Source organism: Leisingera sp. F5 (genome assembly GCF_001593695.1).
Genome location: NZ_LUKH01000125.1, coordinates 1 through 5,420, shown reverse-complemented (window position 1 = coordinate 5,420; position 5,420 = coordinate 1). Strand labels below are relative to the sequence as shown.

Genomic DNA, 5,420 nt, shown 5'->3' with positions numbered 1-5,420 from the left:
GGCACCGCCACCAGCATGCCGACAAAGCCGAACAAGGCGCCGAATACCGACAGTGCCAGCAGCAGCCAGACCGGGTGCAGGCCCACCGAGCCGCCGACCAGCTTGGGCGTCAGGAAGTTACCCTCCGCCACCTGGCCGATGGCAAAGATGATGCCCACCAGCCCGATCGACAGCCAGTCGCCCCAGAACTGGAACAGCGCCAGGCCGATGGCCAGCGCACCGCCGATGAGGGCGCCGAGGTAAGGAATGAAGGTGATGAGGCCCGCGATGAAGCCGACCGCGAGGCCGAAGTTCAGCCCCACCAGCATCAGCGCCACCGCGTAATAGGTGCCGAGGATCAGGCAGACCGTTCCCATGCCGCGGATAAACGACGCCAGCACCGCGTCGATCTCGCTGGCGATGCGGCGGATCACCGGCTGGTGGTCGCGCGGCAAGAGCTCGTCGATGCGTTCGACCATCCGGTCCCAATCCAGGAGCAGGTAGACGGCGACCACCGGCACGATCACCAGCAGCACCACGATGTTGAGGAAGGAGGCGGCGCCGCCCAGCAGGGATTGCAGCATGCCCACCGCACGCGATTGCAGCGTCTGTGCAAAGGAAGTGACCGCCTGGTGAATGCGGCTGTTCTCCTCGAAGATCGAGGGGAAATGCTCGATCGCAAAGGCGCGGGCATCGCGCACCAGCTGCGGCAGCACCTGCGCCAGGTCGATCATCTGCGCTATCAGCGTCGGCACCACCACCAGAAGCAGCAAGAGGAAGATCAAGAGCGCCCCCACGGTGATGGTGGCGGTGGCGCCGGTGCGGCTCATGCCCCAGGCCTCCAGCCGGTCGGCGACCGGGTCGATCATATAGGCGATGGCAGCGCCCAGGATGAAGGGCATCAGCACATTGCCAAGCGCCCACATCACCACAGCAAAGACAACGGCGGCAATGCCCCAGTACTTCAGCTGCTGTTTCGCCGGTAATGCCATGGTCCGCGTGCCGCCTCTGGTCCGTTTGCGTCAGGATCTTGGCGCCAGTCTTTCCTGATGGGGCAGTGGCTTGCAAGGGGGCAGGGCGATTCCCCTGTGGGCAAGGCGGGGATAAGGCGGAAAAGGCCGGGGGCAAGTCACGGAAACCGACCGCCCCGGTGGGGCAGGGCGTGCCCTCAGCTATGAATGGTGCCCAGCTCCGGGGTGTCTGCGCCTGCGTCTTCGCCCGGCCAGTTGGTGCGCCAGATCTCAGCCGACCAATGGCCGCAATGCACCGCGGGGCGGTCGAAGCCTGGAACCGGCGGCAGCAGCGGCTGCACCGCCACGTCATGGCGCGGCACCGCGAAATAGGGGAAGGAATAACGCTCCCGCCCGGTCTTGTTCACCACCCGGTGCGGGGTGGAGACCAGCCGTCCGCCGGACCACAGCTCCAGCATATCGCCGATATTGACGACAAAGCCGCCGGGTGGGCAGTCAGGGGTGATCCAGCCGCCATCCCTGGTCTGCACTTCCAGCCCGCCCACCGGGTCCGGCGCGATGATCGTCAGCGCGTCGGTGTCCTTGTGCGGGTGGATGCCGAACCCTTCCTCTTCCGGTGCCTGCGGCGGGTAGTGCAGCAGGCTCATGTTGGTGAGGGGTGTTTCGAACGGCTTCTGAAACGCCGCCGGCTCCAGCCCCAGCCCCTCGGCCAGCGCGCCCAGAAGCAGGTGAAAGACGCCGTCCAGCTCTGCCCAGTAGCCCAGGATCACCTCGCGCGCCTCGGGCACCTCCACCGGCCAGCGGTTGGGGCCGTAGAGAGCACAGTCGCTGCGGATGGGATCCTCCGCCGCCACCTCATAGTGCAGCTTGTAGCCTTCGTATTTGTCCGCAGTGCCTGAGCCGTCGTTCGGCGTGAAGAACCCCATCGGGATATAGCCGCGGTAATTGTCCCGCGTAATCGCCTGATCCCATTTGGACTTCTCCGGAATGGCAAAAATTGCGCGCACCGCGTCCCGCACCGAATCCACCGTCTCTGGCTGAACACCGGTGCCGGTGACCGACAGGAACCCGATATCCTCAGCCGCCGCCAGAATGGCCCGGATGGTGTCGTGCCGCTGCGGGTGTCCAGCGTCGCGCAGGGGAGAGATGTCGATCGTGGGGATGCATTGCATCACAAATACCTCACGCCCTGGCGTTTCAGCTCAGTCTGAACGGCAGTGATGTTCACCGCGTCGAAGTCGCAGCCGGATTTCACCGACAGCGCTGCGGCAATCCCGGCGCCCTGACCGGCCACAGCGCAGCAGGCCATGTTGCGGGTGGCGGCATGGGCGATCCTGTCGCCGCCGATGGCGCGGCCCGTCACCAGCAGGCCCTGAACGCCCTTGGGCAGCATCGACCGATAGGGGATCTGCATGTAGCGTCCGGTGGTGGGCAGGATCAGCACGCCGTAGCCGTCGATGAACTCCGGGTAGATGCCGATGGTATCCTCGAACCGGCCCTGATTGCGGGTCTCGTCTTCGGTAATGTTGTGATGGGCGTCGATCTTGCGGGTGTCGCGGATGCCGATGGTCATGCCGAAATTCCGAAGCCGCGCGCCTTCGCAGCCCGGCGTATAGGCGCGCAAGGCGTCAATCGCATGCATCGCCTGTTTGCGGCCCTCGATCTCGCCCTTGGTCATGCTGTCGGGGTCGGTGCCGTCGATCCCGGCCAGATGCACCAGGTTCATATAGGTCATCTCGCCCGAGTCATGCACCGCGCCCCAGGTGCCGCCGATGGTGTTCAAATGCGCCGGGATCACCCCGTCGCGGATCGCCTGCCCGAACGGCTTGGCCAGAAAGGGCGAGAACATTTCGTCTTCCTTGCCCGAGGTCTCCACCTGCCATTCGCCGGTGGACCAGTTGGCATAGGTCTGCGGATCGGCCTTCACGCCCTCCATGAATTTCTGCTTGTCGACGCCGGCAATGTGGAACATCACGCTGGCCGCCTGCATTTCCTCGACCGGCGTTTTCACGCAGGGCGCCCCCATCATATGGGCAATGTCAGCATCCCCCGTGGCGTCGATCACTCGCTTTGCCAGCACCGCCTCGCGGCCTGCTTTGCTTTCGACAATCACACCGGTGATCCGGCTGCCCTCGCGGATCGGCGCCACAAACACCCGGTGCAGCATCGGGTGGATGCCGGCTTCTTCGACCAGCTTGTCCGCGACCAGCTTGAACCCCTCACTGTCCAGCTCGTATGACAGCGACTGGCTTTCGGGCACTGCGGCGCCCATCATCTTGGCGCGCTCTTCGAATTCCCAGCCGATGCCGCCAGCCTCGACCGTTTCCGCGTGACGGTACCAGGCGAACCCTTCGACCCCGACAGTAGTGATATTGCCGCCGAAACAGCCGAACCGGTCGAGCAAAGCCACCTCTACCCCAGTCCGTGCCGCCGCCAAGGCCGCCGCCAGCCCGCCGGGGCCGGAGCCCACAACCAGCACTTCGGTTTCATGAATGACCGGTATCTCGCGGGCCGGCTCAAGGATGGTTCTTGCCACGTCTGTCTCTCCCTTGTCCCTGCTGAGGGCGCTGTTTCCGGTAACACTTTCGAATCTTGTACGGCGATTCAAGTTCCTTTGCGCCAAGATGCTGTAAAAGCGACATGCGCGGGCAGGCGGAACCGGCTGCTTTGCGCTCTGTGCCGCCTGCAGCAAAGCCCTGCCCGGCAGATGGATTAGGAGATTTCCGTATTTAATGCGACACTTGGCGAATGGTTAACGAGTATAAGGGGAGGCGTCATGCCAGAGACAAAGAAAATGCTCGATCCCGACCCGAGGGTCTGGGACTTCGAGACAGAACATGAGCTGGGACAGGACAACATCCGGCCGTTCGGCCTGGATATTCATAATCCGGTCTTTCTGATCTCCAGCGTTTTGATCGCGGCTTTTGTGCTGATTGCGCTGGCCAATCAGGAAGCCGCGGCGGCCTTTTTCGGCTGGCTGAGGCCCTGGCTCACCAGCACCTTCGACTGGTTCCTGGTCTTGTCGGTGGATGCCATCACTCTGTTCTGCCTGGCGCTGATCGTGCTGCCGGTCGGTTCGGTTCGGATCGGCGGCCAGGATGCGACACCGGACTATTCCTACGCCGGCTGGATTGCGATGATGTTCGCGGCCGGCATCGGCATTGGCCTGCTGTTCTTCGGCGTGCTGGAACCGGTTTATTACAACTTCTCTGAAGGCGGGGCTGCGCGGCCGCTGAACATCGACATCACGCAGCCGGGCAATGAATACATCGGCATTGTCGGAACCATTCACCACTGGGGGCTGGAGGGCTGGGCGGTCTATGCCGCAGTCGGCCTGTCGCTGGCAATCTTCTGCTACAACCTCGGCCTGCCGCTGACCCTGAGGTCGGCTTTCTACCCGATCCTGGGCGAACGGGTCTGGGGCTGGTGGGGTCATGCCATCGATACGCTGGCGGTCTTTGCCACCTTGTTCGGGCTGACCACCTCGCTGGGCCTAGGCGCACAGCAGGTGGCGGCCGGACTCTATGAGGTCTTTGGCATCGAGCCATCCCCGACAGTTGTGGTCCTGCTGATCATCGGCATCACCGCGATTGCGCTGGGCTCGGTTCTGATGGGCATGGATGCCGGCGTTAAACGCCTGTCCGAGATCAACATGGTGATGGCGGTGGCGCTGTTCATCTTCGTGATCCTGGTCACTGGCATCGGCACCGCAATTTCACGTTATTTCAGTGTGATGGTGGACTATGTTCAGCTGCTTCCGGCGCTCTCAAACCCGTTCGGGCGCGAGGACACCAGCTACTTCCACGGCTGGACCACCTTCTACTGGGCCTGGTGGATTGCCTGGTCGCCCTTTGTCGGCATGTTCATCGCCCGCATCTCCAAGGGCCGCACGGTGCGCGAGTTCGTGCTCTGCGCGCTGATCGCCCCCACCGCCGTTTGCGCGCTGTGGATGTCGACCTTTGGCGGCGGCGCCATCGACATGCTGAATGCCGGCGGCGCCGAAGGCGTCAAAGCCACCGTGATCGATGCTTACAAACCCGAAGGCGCGCTGTTCGGCTTCCTGAAGGAGCTGCCGCTTTATTCCATCGTGGCCCCGGTCTCGCTGGTGCTGATCGTGATCTTCTTTGTGACCTCGTCGGACTCCGGCTCGCTGGTGATCGACACGATTACAGCGGGCGGCAAGATGGACGCGCCGGTGATCCAGCGGGTATTCTGGTGCACGCTGGAGGGTCTGGTGGCGATTGCCTTGCTGCTCGGCGGCGGATTGTCGGCGCTGCAAGGTGCTGCGGTGTCCACCGGCATCCCCTTCACGCTGGTAGTGCTGATCATGTGCTACTGCCTGTGGCTGGCGCTGCGGGCTGAACGGGCGAAGATGTAGGCTGCTATTAAAAGCATTCTGAAACTGCTGCGGGCGTTCCGGCGCCCGCAGTTTTTCTTTTGGGACGTGGCGCGCAGCGGCACGGCCCGCGC

At 63.5% G+C, this 5,420-nt stretch carries 4 protein-coding genes; 1 reads left to right on the top strand and 3 read right to left on the bottom strand.

The window, feature by feature from the left end:
• From A2I95_RS25445 to A2I95_RS25435, 3 genes are all read right to left on the bottom strand, one after another.
• The coding region (locus tag A2I95_RS25445; RefSeq protein WP_291734408.1) for an AI-2E family transporter at positions 1 to 971 on the bottom strand (971 nt) is incomplete at its 3' end.
• Between the two features lie 176 nt (positions 972 to 1,147).
• Positions 1,148 to 2,122, bottom strand: a complete 975-nt coding sequence (locus tag A2I95_RS25440; protein ID WP_291734406.1) for a 2OG-Fe(II) oxygenase family protein — start codon at positions 2,120 to 2,122, stop codon at positions 1,148 to 1,150.
• Complete coding sequence (locus A2I95_RS25435; RefSeq protein WP_291734404.1) at positions 2,122 to 3,486, bottom strand: FAD-dependent oxidoreductase; 1,365 nt, start codon at positions 3,484 to 3,486, stop codon at positions 2,122 to 2,124. The genes A2I95_RS25440 and A2I95_RS25435 overlap by 1 nt, the downstream gene beginning before the upstream one ends.
• A gap of 240 nt (positions 3,487 to 3,726) precedes the next feature.
• On the opposite strand from A2I95_RS25435, the gene A2I95_RS25430 reads away from it, so the two are divergent.
• A complete protein-coding gene (locus A2I95_RS25430; protein ID WP_027259444.1) occupies positions 3,727 to 5,328 on the top strand; it encodes a BCCT family transporter in 1,602 nt (533 codons plus the stop codon).
• The last annotated feature ends 92 nt before the right edge of the window (positions 5,329 to 5,420 follow it).